Origin of the sequence: Burkholderia sp. WP9 (assembly GCF_900104795.1) — a bacterium.
Taxonomy (GTDB): domain Bacteria; phylum Pseudomonadota; class Gammaproteobacteria; order Burkholderiales; family Burkholderiaceae; genus Paraburkholderia.
In genome coordinates this window covers 3,784,908-3,801,647 of record NZ_FNTG01000001.1, presented here as the reverse complement: position 1 = coordinate 3,801,647, position 16,740 = coordinate 3,784,908, and the positions used below count along the sequence as shown (strand labels likewise).

At 65.0% G+C, this 16,740-nt stretch carries 16 protein-coding genes; 5 read left to right on the top strand and 11 right to left on the bottom strand.

The window, feature by feature from the left end:
• Positions 1–2 precede the first annotated feature (2 nt).
• The 5 genes from flgF to flgB all read right to left on the bottom strand — a co-directional run bounded on the left by flgF (position 3) and on the right by flgB (position 4,083).
• Positions 3–761 (bottom strand): flagellar basal-body rod protein FlgF, encoded by a 759-nt coding sequence (gene flgF / locus BLW71_RS16895; RefSeq protein WP_091798057.1) that lies wholly within the window; start codon positions 759–761, stop codon positions 3–5.
• Between the two features lie 20 nt (positions 762–781).
• A complete protein-coding gene (locus tag BLW71_RS16890) occupies positions 782–2,293 on the bottom strand; it encodes a flagellar hook protein FlgE (RefSeq protein WP_091798054.1) in 1,512 nt (503 codons plus the stop codon).
• Between the two features lie 43 nt (positions 2,294–2,336).
• Positions 2,337–3,056, bottom strand: a complete 720-nt coding sequence (locus tag BLW71_RS16885) for a flagellar hook assembly protein FlgD (protein WP_091798051.1) — start codon at positions 3,054–3,056, stop codon at positions 2,337–2,339.
• 10 nt (positions 3,057–3,066) lie between these two features.
• Complete coding sequence (gene flgC / locus BLW71_RS16880) at positions 3,067–3,492, bottom strand: flagellar basal body rod protein FlgC (protein ID WP_012434707.1); 426 nt, start codon at positions 3,490–3,492, stop codon at positions 3,067–3,069.
• Positions 3,493–3,588: 96 nt separating this feature from the next.
• The gene (flgB, locus tag BLW71_RS16875) at positions 3,589–4,083 is read right to left on the bottom strand and encodes a flagellar basal body rod protein FlgB (protein ID WP_091798048.1); all 495 of its coding nucleotides are present in this window, start codon (positions 4,081–4,083) and stop codon (positions 3,589–3,591) included.
• Positions 4,084–4,300: 217 nt separating this feature from the next.
• On the opposite strand from flgB, the gene flgA reads away from it, so the two are divergent.
• The 5 genes from flgA to BLW71_RS16850 all read left to right on the top strand — a co-directional run bounded on the left by flgA (position 4,301) and on the right by BLW71_RS16850 (position 7,826).
• Positions 4,301–5,827, top strand: coding sequence for a flagellar basal body P-ring formation chaperone FlgA (gene flgA / locus BLW71_RS16870; RefSeq protein WP_091798045.1), 1,527 nt, complete (start codon positions 4,301–4,303; stop codon positions 5,825–5,827).
• Between the two features lie 201 nt (positions 5,828–6,028).
• Positions 6,029–6,382 (top strand): flagellar biosynthesis anti-sigma factor FlgM, encoded by a 354-nt coding sequence (gene flgM, locus BLW71_RS16865; protein ID WP_091798042.1) that lies wholly within the window; start codon positions 6,029–6,031, stop codon positions 6,380–6,382.
• Between the two features lie 94 nt (positions 6,383–6,476).
• Entirely contained in the window at positions 6,477–6,923 is a 447-nt protein-coding gene (locus tag BLW71_RS16860; protein ID WP_091798039.1) for a flagella synthesis protein FlgN, read from the top strand.
• A 319-nt stretch (positions 6,924–7,242) separates the two neighbouring features.
• Entirely contained in the window at positions 7,243–7,425 is a 183-nt protein-coding gene (locus BLW71_RS16855) for a type II toxin-antitoxin system HicA family toxin (RefSeq protein ID WP_091798036.1), read from the top strand.
• On the top strand, positions 7,422–7,826 hold the full coding sequence (locus tag BLW71_RS16850) for a type II toxin-antitoxin system HicB family antitoxin (RefSeq protein ID WP_091798033.1): 405 nt from the start codon (positions 7,422–7,424) through the stop codon (positions 7,824–7,826). The genes BLW71_RS16855 and BLW71_RS16850 overlap by 4 nt, the downstream gene beginning before the upstream one ends.
• Before the next feature lie 75 nt (positions 7,827–7,901).
• On the opposite strand, the gene BLW71_RS16845 is transcribed toward BLW71_RS16850, so the two are convergent.
• The 6 genes from BLW71_RS16845 to BLW71_RS16820 form a co-directional block, all read right to left on the bottom strand.
• On the bottom strand, positions 7,902–8,636 hold the full coding sequence (locus BLW71_RS16845) for an RNA polymerase sigma factor FliA (protein WP_091798030.1): 735 nt from the start codon (positions 8,634–8,636) through the stop codon (positions 7,902–7,904).
• 28 nt (positions 8,637–8,664) lie between these two features.
• Positions 8,665–9,534 (bottom strand): nucleotide-binding protein, encoded by an 870-nt coding sequence (locus BLW71_RS16840; protein ID WP_091798026.1) that lies wholly within the window; start codon positions 9,532–9,534, stop codon positions 8,665–8,667.
• Entirely contained in the window at positions 9,527–11,482 is a 1,956-nt protein-coding gene (gene flhF / locus BLW71_RS16835) for a flagellar biosynthesis GTPase FlhF (protein WP_091798023.1), read from the bottom strand. The genes BLW71_RS16840 and flhF overlap by 8 nt, the downstream gene beginning before the upstream one ends.
• Before the next feature lie 328 nt (positions 11,483–11,810).
• Entirely contained in the window at positions 11,811–13,913 is a 2,103-nt protein-coding gene (gene flhA / locus BLW71_RS16830) for a flagellar biosynthesis protein FlhA (protein WP_091798019.1), read from the bottom strand.
• Positions 13,910–15,130, bottom strand: a complete 1,221-nt coding sequence (flhB, locus tag BLW71_RS16825) for a flagellar biosynthesis protein FlhB (protein ID WP_091798016.1) — start codon at positions 15,128–15,130, stop codon at positions 13,910–13,912. The genes flhA and flhB overlap by 4 nt, the downstream gene beginning before the upstream one ends.
• 309 nt (positions 15,131–15,439) lie before the next feature.
• Entirely contained in the window at positions 15,440–16,729 is a 1,290-nt protein-coding gene (locus tag BLW71_RS16820) for a DUF3443 domain-containing protein (RefSeq protein ID WP_091798013.1), read from the bottom strand.
• Between the last annotated feature and the right edge of the window lie 11 nt (positions 16,730–16,740).

The window sequence follows — 16,740 nt, the reverse complement described above, 5'->3', positions numbered from 1 at the left end:
CATTAGCTAAAGCTGAGCAGCTGGTTGGCGGACTGGTCGTTCTTGTCGGCGCTTTCCAGCAGCTTGGTCTGCATCTGGAACTGACGCGCATTGGTGATCATCGAGACCATCGCGCTGACCGGATTCACGTTGCTGCCTTCGAGCGAAGCCGGCGCCAGCGTGACGGTCGGGTCGGCGTCGGCGGCGTTGCCGTCGCCGGTGCGAAAGAGACCATCGTCGCCGCGCGTCATGGTTTGCGGATCCGGATTCACCAGCTTCAGCTGATCGACCGTCACCACCGCGGTGGGCGGATCACCCGGGGTCAGCGCGGACACCGTGCCGTCCTTGCCGATAGTGATTTGCGCGCCCGGCGGCACCGACACCGGGCCGCCGTTGCCGAGCACCACCTGATTGGTGGCGTTCACCAGTTGACCGTTTTCGTCGATATGCAGATTGCCGGCGCGCGTGTAAGCCTCGCCGCCGTCGGTGGTTTGCACCGCCAGCCAGCCCGGCCCTTGAATCGCCACGTCGAGCGGGTTGCCCGTCTGCTGGATCGGCCCCGGCGTGTAGTCCGCGCCCGGCGTCGACGACAGCACGAAGGTGCGGGTGGTGTTGTCGTTGATCGAACTGCCGTCGCCGAACGACATCGGCACGGCACGGAAAGTCGCCAGTTGCGCGCGAAAACCGGTGGTCGATGCATTGGCCAGGTTGTTCGCGACGATAGCCTGCTGTTCGAGCGCTTGCGTGCTGCCCGACATCGCGGTGTAGATCAGCCGATCCATGATGGGTGGGTCCCGGTCGCTTACAGGTTGATCAGGGTCTGGTCGACGGTCTGCTGGGTCTTGATCGTCTGCGCGTTCGCTTGATAGTTGCGCTGCGCGGTGATCAGGTTCACCAGTTCGCTCGTCAGATCGACGTTCGAGTTTTCCACCGCGCCGCCTTGCAGCACGCCGTGGTTGGTCGAGCCCGGCGCCGAAATCTGCGCGACGCCCGATTGCGAGGTCTGCTGGAACTCGTTATTGCCGAGGTTCACGAGACCGTTCTGGTTCGAGAAGTTCGCCAGCACGATCTGGCCGAGGGCCGCAGTTTGCTGGTTCGAATAGTTGCCGGTCAGCGTGCCGTCGGCGCCGATCGTGAAGCTCGTCAGCGTGCCCGCTGCGTAGCCGTCGGGCTGCAGCGAGTTCACGCCGTCCTTGCCGCCGTACTGCGTCGTGCCGGCGATGTTCAGCGTCAGGTTCTGCGGCGTCGACGAACCGTCGGTGGTCGGGATCGAGAAGTTGTAGGCGAACGGCGTGGTGGTCGCGACGCCGGCCGCGGTCGTCGTGCCGAGCAACGTGCCCGACGAGTTGAAGTTCGCGTGGCCGATCAGGCTCGCCGTGCCGGTCGAGGTGCCCGCGTACACGTTCCACGTACCGGCCGAGGTCTTGGCGAAGTACATGTTGACCGTTTGCGAGCCGCCGAGCGAGTCATAGACCGTCGTGCTGGTCGAGTAGTTGTACGTCGACGAGCTGTTCTGGTTGAACGCCACGGGTGTCGGCGCAATCGCGACGCTGTCGCCGGTCGCCGGCGTGCCGTTGAACGTGATGGTCTGGCCGTTGCCCAGCGAGATCGCGGAGCCCGCCGTGTACGTCGCGGCGGCGGACGTCGTGCCGAGCGTCGTGTCGGTCACTGTGTAGGTCGTCGGGCTCGTGAAGTTGACGGTGTAGTTGTCGTTGTTCGTACCCGACGCAGTGTTCGTGATGGTCGCGCCGGGCGTGGTGAGCGTGCTGCCGCCGGCGAGCGTCGGCGTGACGGTCGGCGTGCCGAGCATCAGCGGATCCTGCGCGTTCAGGTTCAGGCCGGCGACGATCTTGGTGGTCGCCTGCGGTGCGATGTTCGCGGTCGGCACGGTGAGCGGCACGGTCTGCGCGGTGTTGATGATGCCCGAGCTGTTCGCCGCGTAGCCCATCAGTTGCAGGCCCTGTGCGTTGGTGATGTAGCCGTTCTTGTCGAGCTGGAACACGCCGTTGCGCGAGTACACCAGCGAGCCGTTGTTCGACAGCTGGAAGAAGCCGTTGCCGTTGATCGCGACGTCGAGCGCCTGGTTGGTGCTCGTGATCGTCCCTTGCGAGAACTGCTGCTGAACTTCGGCGAGCTTCGTGCCGATGCCGACCTGGTTGCCCACCGCCGTCGCCACGGAATTGGCGTACATATCGGCGAATTGCGCGGCGCCGCTCTTGAAGCCAACCGTATTCGCGTTGGCAATGTTGTTGCCGATCACATCGAGATCGCTCGACGATGCCGACAAACCACTCAAACCTTGTTGGTAACCCATGACGGTCTCCGTATCTGGAAAGTCGTGACTGACTGAATCTGAATCAGAGGATGGCGGCGACGCTGGTCAGGCCGACCGTCGAGCCGTTCGAGAGCACGAGGCCCGGCGCACCGTTCTGCATGACGACGCTTTGCACCGTCGCACCCGTGAGCGTGGTGGCCGTGGCCTGCTGACCGTTGATCGTGCCGACCGCGCTGATCGTGTAAGTGCCGTCCGGCAGCGTATTGCCGGCCGTATCGGTCGGCGTCCAGCCCACCGGAATCGTGCCGGCCGACTGCTTGCCCAGGTCGATCGTGTTGACGATCGTGCCCGCCGAGTTCTTCACGACGACCTGCAGATCGCCCACCGAGTTGGCGAGCTGCACGCCGAACGCGCCGGCCTTGCCGCTCGCGACCGACACGGAGCTGCCCGGAGCGAGCACGGTCGAGCCGATCAGCAGCGCCGCTTGCGACTGCTGGCCTGCCGACATCTGCGTGGCGAGCGAGCTGAGCGTCGTGTTCAACTGGCTGATGCCTGAGACCGTGTTGATCTGCGCCAGCTGCGAGGTCATTTGCGAGCTGTCCATCGGATTGGTCGGGTCCTGGTTCTTCAACTGCGCGACGAGCAATTGCAGGAAGGTGTTCTGCAGATCCGTCGCCGACGTGCCCGAGGTGCTGCCCGTCGAGCTCGTGGAACTCGAGGCACTGTTCGTGCCGTTCATCGTATCGAGCAGCGTTTGCGACACGTTCGTGCCGCTGCTGCCGATGGTGGTGTTGGTGGTCAAGGAGCTCTCCTCAGGTTCCGATCGTGAGCGTTTTCAGCATCAGTGTCTTGGCGGTGTTCAGGGTCTCGACGTTGGCCTGGTACGAGCGCGAGGCCGAAATCATGTTGACCATTTCCTGCACCGGATCGACGTTCGGCAACGTGACGTAGCCGTCCGAATTCGCGGCCGGATTGCCGGGGTCGTAGGCGGTCTTCATCGGCGTCGGGTCGTCGACCACGCCGGTCACCTGCACGCCGCCGACCTGCTGGCCGGAAGCCGTGCGCGCGCCGCCGAGCGGGCTGACCGCGAACACGACCTGCTTGGCCTTATAGGGCTGGCCGTCCGGGCCGGTCGTGCTGTCCGCGTTGGCGAGATTCGACGCCGTCACGTTGAGCCGCTGCGACTGCGCGGACATCGCGGAGCCTGCAACACCAAAAATGTTCATCAGGGATGGCATGGTTTCCTGACCTCTCTCCCACCGGGTTGAGCCGGTTTCAAGTTAATTCCCGTAGCGATTGTTCTTGCGTACCGCTGAGTCTGTCGCCGTGGCTTCTTACGAGCCCGACTGGATCGCCGACAGCATCGTTTTGATCTGGCTGGACAACACCGTCATGCCCGATTCGAAGTGCAGCGTGTTATCCGCGAACTGCACCCGCTCCGTGTCGATGTCGACCGTGTTGCCGTCGAGCGCGGGTTGTGTCGGCACGCGGTATTGCAGATTGCCGTAGTCGTCGGACGTGCCGCCGGTTGGCGTCAGCGTCGACTTGCCGGCCATATGGCCCGGCGCGGTCGACGCCATCGACATACCGCTCGTCACGCCCGCGGGCTGCGTCATGGCCAGCGTCGAGTTGTTCGACGCGGCGGTGCCGGCGCTGCCGCCGGCCTTCTTCAGCGCGCCGGCGAGCGACGAGGCGAAGTCGACGTCGCGCGCCTTGTACCCGGGGGTATCGGCGTTGGCGATATTCGACGACAACAGCTCCTGCCGGTAGGCGCGCACATCGAGCGCTTCACGGCCAAAGGCGAATTCGGCATCGAGTTTGTCCAGCATAAGAATCTCCGGAGAACGTTCCCGAGGCTTCCCATGCGTGCCTCGCGAGAGGACTGCGCCAGGCGGGAAGACCTTTTTGCATGAGGTGCATCTTATGGGCCGAACGCAAGCGGCAATCGGACGAATAACCGGGAAAGGGGGCTTCTATTCAACGTTTGCGCAAAGGGGGCGCTCACTAGAATGCAAGGCGTACCGATGCATTCGATGGAGAAACACGATGGACCAGCCCACCTTCGATCCGACGCACCGCGCAAACCGCACGGCGGCGCATCGCGTCGGTGCGGGCGCTCACGCCGCACGGCGTGCCGCGCGGGCCGTCTCGCGTCTCCTGACTCGCCTCGCGGTGAGTCTGACGGTGTGGGTCGCCGGCGGCATCGTGCTGCTGCCGGCCAGCGGCCAGGCTCAGGAAGCGGGCGGCCCGATCGTGATTCCCGGCCCCGGAGAAAAGAATCCGGCCGCGCTCGCCGATCTGGCTGAGCACATGCAGGCCACGCCTGCGAAGCGCGCCGGCTCCGCTGCCACGCTGGCCGCCGCCACCGCGCAGTCGCTCACGCCGGGTCCGACGGCTCGCGACGCCGATTCATTCACGCGTGCCGCCAATGCGAGCGGCTCGATCGTCATTCCAGGCGCGGGCGAACCGCCGGCCGCGCCGCAAATGGTCCGCACCAACTTCAAACCCGACGCCAACGGTGTCGTGACGATTCCCGCGCCGGGCAGCGCCAATAGGGCGGACGCTGTCGCAAGAGTCAACGTGGTGTCGGGGTCGCGTCAGGTGGTGCCCGTCGTGGTGACGCCCGCACCGCAGTTAAACAGCGCGCGGCAAACCGCGGGCGTCCAGCCGGTGGCCGCCAACGCTCCGCTCGCCGCGGCCGCCGGCGCGTCGGCGTCGGCGTCGGCGTCAGCGGGCTTCGACAGCCTGGCTTCACGCGGTGAGCCGCCGCAGTTAGGCGCGAACGGCAAGCCGGTCGTGACCAGGGCGGTCGCCGCTCCGGCAGCGGTTCCGGCTGCTGTCCCGGCTGCGCCGGCGATTGCTCGTGCGTCGGCGACGCGGCCTGTCGCACCTGCCGTCGCCCAACAGAATCTGCGTCCCGCGACGATTGCACAGGCTCTGCCGCTGCCCGGCCAGCAGGATCCGGAAGCGATCCGCAGCGCCGCACTCGGTTTCCTGCAACAGCAATCCGCCGGCTTGCCCGGCAAGGTCGACATCACCGTGGCGCCGGCGTTTCCGCGCGGTCTCGCGCAATGTTCGACGCTCGAGCCGTTCATGCCGAGCGGCGCGCGTCTGTGGGGCCGCATGACCGTTGGCGTGCGCTGCGCGGGCGAGCGCCCGTGGACCATTTATCTGCAGGCGCGCATCTCGCTGCACGCCACCTACTATCTGGCCGCCCGTGCCATGGCGCCAGGCGAAGTGCTCACTGCCGCCGATCTCGTCGCGCGCGACGGCGACCTGACGGGCTTGCCGCAAGCCATCGTCACGGACCCTTCGCAGGCGGTCGGCTCGGTCACGCTCACGCGGGTCGCCGGCGGCATGCCGCTGCGCCGTGACATGCTGAAAAGCGCGTCGGCGGTGTCGATCGGACAGACGGTGCGGGTTGTCGCGGCGGGCGAAGGTTTCGCGATTTCGGCGGAAGGTAGCGCGATGAACAACGCGTCTCCGGGCCAGCAGGTGCGGGTCAAGACGGCCAACGGCCAGATCATTTCCGGCATCGTGAAAGACGGCTCGACCGTGGAGATTCAGCTGTGAAACACCGGGACGCGCACGCCGTGCCGGTTCATCGCGCAATGCCCGTTGCGGCTCGCGCGGGCGGCACGACGGACGGGACAGAAATCGGACCCACGAGAGGGTTGTTTCGAGATGTAAGGAAAGGTAACGCCTGGATCGACTGCGCTAAAGTTTTGATCAGCGGTAGCCGTTATAAGGATCAAATCGTTCAGGAAGCCAATCGTGAAAGTCGATTCCACAACCAATTCGAATCTGCCGACGTTGAAAGACGCCCTGTCCCGCTCGCAACAAAGCGATGCGACGACCGCGAACAGCAACGCGCAGAGTGCGGGCACGAGCTCGCCGGCCACCACCAGCGGTTCGGGCGACGCCAGCGTCAGCCTGTCGGGTCTGTCGCAGCATCTGCGCAGTCTCGCGGCGTCCGGCTCGGCCGACATCGACACGGCGCACGTCGAGTCGATCAAGCAGGCCATCAAGGACGGCTCGCTGAAGATCGATTCCGGCAAGATCGCCGACGGCGTGCTGAACACCGCGCGCGAATTGTTGCAAAGCAAAACCTCGTCGACCGGCAACTGATCGACGCATCGAAGTACGGTGAAGTGCCGGGCGGCGTTCGACAAACCCGGCTCGCGAAGCATGCGCGAGCCGCCGTGTTCAGCGAGTTGTTGAGATGAAAGACGCCCTGCTTGCCACCCTCGTCGAAGAATATTCGGCCGTCGAGGCGTTCGCCTCGATTCTGACGCTCGAGACCAAGGCGCTCACCGCCTTGTCGCCGCTGGAACTGCTGCCGCCGATCGTCGAGCAGAAAACCGAACTGATCGGCGTACTCGCGAGGCTCGAAACCACGCGTGACGGATTGCTCGCCGAGATGGGCTTTCCCGCCGGCTGGCCCGGCATGGAACTCGCGGCCAGCGCCGACGCGCGCGTCGCCGAACAATGGTCGCTGCTGCAAAAGGCCGCCGAACGCGCGCGACGGAACAACACCAGCAACGGTGAACTGATCCGCGTGCGGATGGACTACAACCAGCGGGCGCTGACGGCGCTGCAAGTGGCCGTGCCGCAGAAAGTCGGTTTTTATGGCCCGGATGGCCGCATTCCGGCGCGTCCCGCCGTGTAAAGATTGTCGCTCGACCCGCATGGCCTGACCCGCGGGTCCGGTCGAAACAGGTGGTTTGCAATCAGCAGTTCGAGGGCTCGTCTTTGACGAGCCCTTTTTGCTTTTCAGGCCTCTCCTCTGCGCGTGCCCGACTTCTTCAGCCACGCGTTAGCCATCCGGCCAGGTGGCGCGAATCTCCTGGCCGCGTTGAAATCACTACTTCCCCTTACTGATTCTCCCCGCCGTCCCAAGCTTTTTTAAGGCTGCCCGGACGCGTATCGGCGGAGAGCTACCCCCTAGCGAGGTTGTGTAATCGTGTGTATGATTCAAGGAGCGCAGTATGAAAAGTGCCGAGGTCGTCAAATTGATTCAAGCGGCTGGTCGGCGGCTGATCCGCATATCGGGCGGCCACTATCATTTCCGTCACGCGGCAAGATCCGGTCTCGTGACCATCCCGCACCCAAAGCAAGATCTTCCGCCCGGCACATTGAACAGCATCCTGAAACAGGCGGGCACGAAATGAAAAACCTGATTTTCCCGATCGCGATTGAATCGGGCGACGAGGATCACGCGTTCGGCGTTGTCGTGCCCGACATTCCCGGCTGCTACGCCGCGGGCGATACGCTGGAAGAAGCCTACGCGAATGCGAAAGAAGCTATCGAGGCACATCTGGACGTACTGCTCGACGAGGGCTTGCCGATTCCCGCGCGACTCACGCTCCCTGAGCATCAGCGCAATCCCGAGTACACGGGTTTCGCGTGGGGATTCGTCGCCACCCGGAATATTCCCGCCTTGAAGAAGGCGGTGCGTATCAATATCTCACTGCCTGAGGTGCTCGTTCAGGAGATCGACACTTACGCCCAGACACGTGGCATGTCGCGCTCGGCCTTTCTGGCGCTCGCCGCGGAACATGAAATGGCTTAGGTGTGAAGCGGCCGGGGTTCAGTCCCGCCGCTCACCTGGCGAATTGCTCGCGCGTTGAAACACTGAACCCGCGCTTCAGGTTGCCTCGGCGTTCGCCCAAGCCATCTCGCGCAAGCGCGTGCGCAAACGGGCCACGGCCTGGCTGTGCAACTGGCACACTCGCGATTCGCTCACTTCCATCACCGCGCCAATTTCACGCAGGTTCATGCCGCGTTCGTAGTACAGCGACATCAGCAGCTTCTCGCGCTCCGGCAGGCGATCGATCGCCTCCACCAGCGCCGAGCGCAGGCTGTCGTCGAGCAGCGCCGACAGCGGGTCCGAATGATCGACGCAGTAGCGGTCGAGGAACGGCTCGTCGTCCGCCGAACGGTCGAAGTCTTCGTAATAGATCAGCTGGCTGCCATGCAGATCCTGCAGCATCGACTGATACTCATCGAGCGGCATTTGCAGGTGTTCGGCAATCTCCGTTTCGCTCGCTGAGCGGCCCAGGTTCTGCTCCACCTTGTGCACCGCCGTTTCCACTTCGCGCGAGGTGCGCCGCAAGCTGCGCGGCAACCAGTCGTTGCTGCGCAATTCGTCGAGCATCGCGCCGCGAATCCGCTGGCTGGCATACGTCTCGAACTGCGCGCCCTGGTCTTCCTTGTAGCGGCTCGCCGCGTCCAGAAGTCCAATCATGCCGGCCTGGATCAGGTCGTCGAGATCGACGCTCGCCGGCATCTTCGCGACGAGCTGCAAGCCGAGGCGACGCACGAGCGGTGCGTACTTGGTCAGAACTTCGGCTTGGGAAATCTTTCCCTGAGCGTTATACATCGTGCTCCCCTTGTCCTTGTGCCGCCTCTCAGGCGTGCTGCGCAGACGGTTGGTCGGCGTGTTGCGCCGCTGTAACTGTCGCAGGCGCCATCCAGGGCGTTTGCGACGACATCGCTGACCGCATCGGCCAGTACTGCAATTCGGCGGCGAGATGCCGGTAGTCGCGCGCAGCCGGTGTCGACGGGAACGCATCGACGACACAACGCGACAACTCCAGGGCTCGCGCCATCCGCGCATCGGCGGCAATACAACCGGCGTCTTCCAGCGCGACCGTCAGGTAGCGCCCGGCCACGCCGGCCAGGTTTGCAAAGGCGGTATGCGCGTCGTTCACGCTCTGCACGTAGTTCACCAGCACCCGGAACTGCGCGATCGCATGGCCGTAGTGCAGGCGCTTCATGCATGCGTACGCGTCGGTGATGGCCTGCGCGGCCATGCGCGTGACGATCATCACGTCGTGCGCCTGTTTCGCGAGCGCCGACAGGTGGCCTTGCGGATCGAGTTGCGCATCGATCAGCACGACGTCGGCGGAGCCGCGCAGCACCACACCTAATTCCGCGGCGGTGTGACCCTCACGATTCAGCCGCGAGGCGGCCAGTACCGAGAAGCCGAGCGCGTTGCGCGCGGCAGCGTCGTCGAGCGTCATCTCGCCGCGCATCACGGCGGCGAAATTGCCTGCGCCGCGTACGCCGCCGAGCATCGCGCTCACCGACTTCTCGCCGAGGCATTCGTCGATCACCAGCACGTCCTTGCCCTGCTGCGCCAGCGCGGCGGCAAGGTTCACCACCGTCGTCGTAGAGCCGGCGCCGGCCGAACCGGCCGTCACCGCAATCACGCGCGAGCCGCTGCGCGCCAGCATCCGCCGCAGTCCTTCAGCCTGATCGGAGATGAGCTTATCCAAAGCGGACCTCGTGCAATTCGGCCGTCGAGCGCGCGGACAACGCGGACAGCAATCCCGGAATGTCGTCGTCGTGCGGCACGAACGGCGAGTTGTCGCGCGGTATGCAGAAGGTGCTCTTGATCAGGAATTTGCGGGTCGCGACGTACAGGTTCTCCGGCACCTTCTGACCGGTCGACACGTAGTGCACCGGCAGCTTGTAGCGGATCACCGTATCGAGCACGCCGCCCAGGTTGGTGGCTTCGTCGAGCTTGGTCAGAATGCAGCCGGCGAGCGGCTGTTGGTCGGGCGCGCGCTGATAGGCCTGCACGACCTCGTTGAGCGTGTCGCCGTGGCTCGTCGCGTTGAGCAGCAACAGGCGCTGCACCGGCTGACCGGCGTGGCACAGCATGGCGATCTGATCGGAGACGAGGCGGTCGCGCTGGCTCATGCCGATCGTGTCGATCAGCACGATGTGCTTGTTGCGCAATTCGGAGAGCGCGAGTTGCAGGTCGGCGCCGTCTTTCACCGCGTGCACCGACACGCCGAGAATCTTGCCGAAGATGCGCAGTTGTTCGTGGCCGCCGATCCGGTAGCTGTCGGTGGTGAGCAATGCGACCTTGCTGGCGCCGAAGCGCATCACGCAGCGCGCGGCGAGCTTGGCGGTCGTCGTCGTCTTGCCGACGCCCGTCGGGCCCATCAGCGCGAATACGCCGCCGCGCTCCATCAGCGCGTCCTCGTCTTCCATCACCGGCAGGTTCGATTCGAGTACCGAGCGCACCCAATCCATGCCGCCTTCCATGCTCTCGATGTCGTCCGGCAGGTTGTCGACCATCATCTGCACGAGCTGCGCGGAAAAACCCGCGGCGAACAGATGCTTGGTGAGCGCGGCGCGCGCCGGGTTGCGGCGCTGGCGCTCGCCCCACAGCAGGCCGGCAAAGTGTTCTTCCATCATTCCGCGCATCGACGACAGTTCGCTCATCACGGTGTCGTTGACGACCTGCTCCATGCGCGCCTTGATCGCTTCGGCAACCGAAGCGGGCGTGCGGGCGTCGTCGTGCGAGGACGGCGGCGGTGCGTTTTTCTGCGCGGCGCGGCGCGCGGCGGCTTGCGCGCCTTCGCGGGCCCAGTCGGGCGTATCGACGGCTTGCGGCGCGGCGGCGTTGCCCGGTTCGACGGCGGCGCCGAGGCCCTTGGCCATCGCGGCGGCCGGCGTCATCGCGGCGGGACGCGCGCTGTATTCGCCCTGCTGCTGTTGTTCGGCGGCAATGCGGCGAGCGTGGTCGATCAGCCAGGGATTCGATTCGGCCATCGTGCGCGGCGTCTGTGCGTCGGCAGTCGGCGCCACGGGTGCGGCCGGCACGCCGGCAGCTTTGAGCAGATCGGCGCGGATGTCTTCGGTGAGACGCGAAGCCGCGGCACGAGCGCTCGGCCGCTCGGGGCTGACCGGTTGCGACGGCGAGCTCGCCGCTGCCTTGACCGGGGCGGCAGGCGACGCTTTGGGCGTGCCCGGCAGCGCGGCCTTCGGCGCGCTCACAGCCGGCTTCATGGTGGTGGGCGGAGCGTCGTTCGCGTCATCGTCGGCGAAGCTGGAATGGGCGGTGGAAGCGCTGTTGCCCTGATTCTCCGCACCGGCTTCCGGGCTCGCGCCGAACACCGAGGAGAACACGTCAGGCATGCCGCTCGCATACGGATTCGTCTGCATCGTCGATGCGGCCGGCATGGCGCGCGGTGCGGCCAGCGCGGGTTGTCCAGCCATGGCATTCATCGGCCCAGCCTGCGGTGCGCCGGCGCTCACGCGCGGGACTTTCGGCGTGATGGCGGCGAGGTCGCTGTCGGCCAGCGCGACGATCTCGACGCTGCCGTCGTCCATCGTGCGATTGGACAGCACGACGGCATCCGCGCCCAACGCTTCGCGCACGAGACGCAGCGCATCACGACTGGTAGCACCGACAAATTTACGAATGTTCAAGCTGGACCCCCGATGAGGTAAACGGACTAACGGACCGGCAACATACCGCTTCCCATTGAGATCATTATTGCGAAACCCGTCGAGTCACGATCGATGGATAAAGACCGTTAAACGTGGGCAATTCGGGCGATGGAAACGTGCAGCAACTCACGCGCACGACGGTCGCAAGCGTGCCTTTGCCGCGCGCCCGGCGGTGCGTTCGCGGGCAGAGCATGGGCGCGGCCGTCCGCTTGCCGGATAGAGAATCGGGCGCCGAAATGAAAACCGGCGCTCATCGAGCGCCGGCAAAGAACATCGGCCAGAAGCGGCCTTCGGTGAACGATCCGTCTTACCCGTGCGCGCCGATCAGATTCACCACCTTGATATTGCGCGTGTCAGGCACTTCCGCATACGACAGCACCTTCAGCTGCGGCAGGCTGCGGCGCAGGAAGCGCGCGAGCATCGGCCGCAATGCGTGCTGCACCAGCAGCACCGGCGCGAGCCCAAGGTTCTGCTGACGCGTCATCGCCTTCTGGGTTTCGTTCAGCAGCGTGTGTGCGAGCCCCGGTTCGAGACCGGGATTGGAACCGGTCGAGAGCGCCTGCGACAACACCCGTTCGAGATTCGAATCGAGGCCCATCACTTGCATGTCGCCGGTGCCCGGGAACCACTGCTGCGTGATCGCGCGGCCCAACGCGAGACGCACGGCGGCGGTGAGATCGTGCGCGTCGGTAATCTTCGGCGTGTGCTCGGAGAGCGCTTCGAGGATCGTGCGCATGTCGCGGATCGGCACACCCTCTTCCAGCAGGTTTTGCAGCACCTTTTGCAGCGTGGTGAGCGGCAGCGACTTCGGCACCAGATCGTCGACCAGCGACGGCGTGTCCTTCTGCATACGCTCGAGCAGTGCCTGCACTTCCCGACGGCCGAGCAGTTCGGACGCATGCGTGACCACGAGGTGATTCAGGTGCGTCGCCACCACCGTGCTCGAATCGACCACCGTGTAGCCGTACACCTGCGCCTGTTCGCGCAGGTTCGTGTCGATCCAGATGGCCGGCAAGCCGAACGCGGGGTCTTGCGTCGGTGTGCCCGGCAGCGCGGCGGACACTTGCCCCGGATTGATCGCCAACCACTGGCCCGGATACGCTTCGCCAACGCCCACTTCGACGCCCTTCAGCGCGATGCGATAGCCGTTCGGCCGCAATTCCAGGTTGTCGCGAATATGAATGACCGGCGGCAGAAAGCCGATTTCCTGCGCGAACTTCTTGCGGATGCTCTTGATCCGCTTGAGCAGTTCGCCGTCCGAGTTCTTGTCGACGAGCGGAATCAGCCGGTAGCCGACTTCGAGGCCGAGCGTGTCGATCATCGTCACGTCGTCCCAGCTCGCTTCGGTGTTTTCGACCGGCGCCATCGCGGCCGGTGCGACATCCACGAGCGCCGTGGTGTTCTTGCGTTCCTCCGCGCGCTTTTTCATGGTGCGGCCAAGCTGGATCAGACCGCCGCCGAGAATCAGAAACGCGAAGTGCGGCATGCCCGGAATCAGGCCCATCAGCACGAGAATGCAGCCGGTAATCACCAGCACGCGCGGATTCGTGAACAACTGGCCAGTGAGCTGCGTGCCGATGTCCTCGTTGGTCGCGACGCGCGACACGATCACACCGGCCGCCGTCGAAATCACCAGCGAAGGGATCTGCGCGACAAGGCCGTCACCAATGGTCAGCAGCGTGTAGTTCTTGCCCGCGGACGCGAAGTCCATGCCGTGCTGAACCATCCCGACGATCAGGCCGCCGACGATGTTGATCACCATGATCAGCAAACCGGCGATCGCATCGCCGCGCACGAACTTGCTCGCGCCGTCCATCGAGCCGTAGAACTCGGCTTCCTGCGAGACCTCGGAGCGGCGCTTGCGGGCCTGTTCTTCGTTGATGAGGCCGGCGTTCAGGTCGGCGTCGATCGCCATCTGCTTGCCGGGCATCGCGTCGAGCGTGAAGCGCGCGGACACTTCCGCGATCCGCCCCGCGCCCTTGGTGATCACCATGAAGTTGATCACCATCAGGATGATGAAGACGACGATACCGACCGCGAAGTTGCCGCCCACGAGGAAGTGGCCGAACGATTCGATCACCTGACCCGCCGCATCGGGGCCGGTATGGCCTTCGAGCAGCACGACCCGCGTGGACGCCACGTTCAGCGACAGGCGCAGCAAGGTCGAGAACAGCAGCACGCTCGGGAACGCGGCGAAGTCGAGCGGCTTCATCGTGTACATGCTGACGAGCAGCACCATCACGGAAAGCGCGATGTTGAAGGTGAACAGCAGATCCAGCAGGAACGGCGGCAACGGCAGAATCATCATGCCGAGGATCATGCAGATCAGCACCGGCCCGGCGAGGGCGCGCAAATTGGTGCCGCTCAAGGCATCGGGCCGTCGAGCGAGGAAACCGGCGCGAGCGTTCATGCGGAGGCTCCTGAAGCGTCGTCGTTATCTGGGTTGGCAGGGTTGAGCGTGTCGGCGGCTTCCTGATCGGCTTCGTCGTCCGATACGCCGCCTTTGTCGAGTTCCGCGGGCACGTCGAGTTCGGTCGGCGCCATCGGCACGGCGCCGCCTTCGGTTTTGAAGCGGCGCAACTGATACACCCACGCGAGTACCTCGGCGACCGCGCCATACAGCGGGCCCGGAATCTCGCGGTTCAGTTCCACGTTGTGATAGAGCGCCCGCGCGAGCGGCGGCGCTTCCAGCAACGGCACGTTGTTTTCGGCGGCGATCTCGCGAATCCGCGCGGCCACCAGGTTCACGCCCTTGGCGACCACCTTCGGCGCACGCATCTCGCCATCGGTGTATTGCAGCGCCACGGCAAAGTGCGTCGGGTTGGTCACCACCACGTCGGCCTTCGGCACGTTGGTCATCATGCGGCGGCGAGCAATCGCGCGCTGCTGCTGGCGAATCCGGCCTTTGACGTGCGGATCGCCTTCGCTTTCGCGGTGTTCGCGCTTCACTTCTTCCTTCGTCATGCGCAGCTTTTTGTGGAACTGCCACAGTTGATACGGCACATCGAGCGCGGCGACGACGAACATGCCCGCTACCGTCATGCCACAGCACACGGCGATCAGATGCGTGCCGTTGGCCAGTGCGAGCTGCAATGGCTGGGTCGCGAGCGCGAGAATCTCTTCACGGCGATTCCAGATCGCGGTCCCGCCAATCACCCCGACTACCAGCGTTTTGACGAGAGACAAGCCGAGCTGGATCGGCCCGTTGATCGAAAACATCTTGCCGAGGCCGGCGATCGGATTGAGGCGGTCGAACTTCGGCTCGAGGCCTTTGGCCGACAACTGCCAGCCGCCGAGCGCCATCGGCGCAAGCAACGCGGCCGCGCCGGTGAAGCCGAGAATCGGCAGCAGCGCGTAGAGCCCTTCGCGACTCGCCACGCCCGCGCCGATCATCATGCGGCGGGTTTCGAAAGCGCCGGCATGATCGAACGTGAAGGCCGCGCGCAGCATGCTCTGCAAATGGTCGCCAATGCTGCCCGACATCCCCCACACGCCGAAGAACCCCGCCGCGAGCAGCGCAAACGTGGACAGTTCCCGCGAGCGCACGATCTGCCCTTCCTCGCGCGCCTTCTGCAGGCGCCGGGGAGTGGCTGATTCGGTTTTCTCGAGGTCGCTATCCTCTGCCACAAAAGCTCTCCAGTCGGCTGAGGCACGGCGCCTCTTTCCAGTGAGAGCGATTATTCCCGCTCGACGCAAGCACCGATCGGCGGATAAGGGCGGAGAAAGGGGGGTATTTCGAGGGATGAAAGCGCAGGCGCGCCAGTCGGTCCGCCTTGCTGGCAGCGCCTGGGCGGCGCAACGGTACGGCTTCGGGAGGCTCTGGGCGAGCAATCAGGATGGGGCCGCCCGCAGCGCCCGCTCGCGTTCGGCCCCGACGCCCACGCGAACTCGCGCGGGCGTCGGATGAACCTTCAACCGTGCAGTGCGGAGCCTTGATCAGAAGGCCACGTAAGGCGTCTGGCCGCCATTCGCGGTCTGATCGAGGCCGTAATAGACGTGGCGGCCATAGAAGAACGGCAGACCGAGATCGAAGCTGCTGTTGCCGCCGATCTGTCCGGCGAGGTCGTTGAACGCATAGTTGTTGCCTTTGCCGAACAGCGTGGCCGCACTCAGAATGCCGATGCTGGCGCTGGCCCGGCTATTGTTCAGTCCGACCAGCGTCACCGAGCGGGTTTGCGCGGACGACGGGCAATAGAAGCCCGCATAGTTGCTGCCGCACAGCGTGAGGGAGCTATCGGCAAAGAAGTAGCCGTTCGAGCCCGAATCGAGGAACGCCTGCACCGTCGTGCCATTGAACACGCTGTTGTTCAGATTGCCGTAGGTGTCGGTGGTGAAGACCTGGGCGCCGGTGAGCGCATTGTTCGACTGCGTACCGATGCCGAACACTAATGTGCCGGTAGCCGAGGGCGCGCCGGTGTCCGGCACCGGCGGCATCTGCACGATCACACCGTTGTTGTCGGTCGGGAAATAGGCGACCGGATTAGCCACCTGTTGGGCGAGCGCCACCGGCGTGCGGGTACAGGAGGCGCCGCCCGGACACGCGAAGTAGTTGCTGTAATTCGCCGCCGTCGACGCGTTCGCGCAGGTCGCGCCGCAATCCGTGGTCGAGTTGCCGATGCCGAGAATGCCGTTGGCGCCGAGATCGCCGACGGTGTTTTGCGGCGAGCCACTGCCACAGCCGGCAGTAGGCACGGTGCTGGAGTCCTTGTCCCCGATGATCTGCAGCGGGATCGCCGCCGTGGTTCTCTCACTGCCGATCGCAATGGTCGCGGTGCGCACGGTGCCCCACGTGAAGCCGTCCGCGAAAGTCGCGCATTCGGCGAGCTGCGCGCCGCTGACGGTGCCGACGGGCAACGCATTGAGCACGGAAGCGTTCAGGGCCGAGCTGACCACGCGCAACCCGAACGAGCCGGTATCGACCTGGATATTGTTGATCGTCTGGCAATTCGAGCTCGAGCCGGGCGCGCAGATGGTCACGCTGACCGTCGGAATATTGACGACCCCACTTACGCCCGGGCCAACTGTGATCGGCACGGTGTTCGCCGCAGTCGCGGCGATCGGTTGCTGGATCGGACTGGCCGGCAGCGAGCCGCCGTTCAGTGTGGTCGACGAATCGCCGGAACTGCCGCCACCGCCGCCGCACGCGACGAGCGCCGATACCAGCGCCAGGGCCGCGACAGCCTGCATCCAACCCTTGAACTTCACAGCAATATGCTTGGTTCGCATGTCTCGTCCTC